General features: G+C 69.9%; 1 protein-coding gene. It reads right to left on the reverse strand.

What is annotated here, in order from left to right:
- Positions 1 to 379, reverse strand: a 379-nt coding sequence (locus tag AC1DYG_RS20610; RefSeq protein ID WP_477641689.1) for a hypothetical protein, incomplete at both ends; no start/stop codon positions are given.

Here is a 379-nt window from a genome sequence, read left to right on the forward strand (position 1 = left end):
CCTGCAGCCCACGGAACGCGGCGCCGTCACCCTCGGCCGGCCACCCATTGCCGGACCAGACGTAGAGCAGGCCGTCGCCGTTGTTGACGTACGCCTTGCCCGCGTCCGCCGGGCCGAGGGTGATCGCAGCGAGCTCGGCGTAGTTCGCCACCGTCCCAGCGAGATTCACACCTGCACCGACGTCACCGCGGTCGCCCTTGACGATGACCTTGTGCTCGGAGATGACGATCTCCTCGAGATCGAACAGTCGGTGTGTTCCGGCGGCGGGAATCATCACGTCGTAGATGCCGAACCAGCCCGCGGCCGCGACCTCGACGCGCGCCGGGCCCGGGTCGAGCTCCGGCGACGTCACGACGCCGGCGACCGCCCGCACCACGAT

It is taken from the genome of Pedococcus sp. P1_H8 (assembly GCF_056405175.1).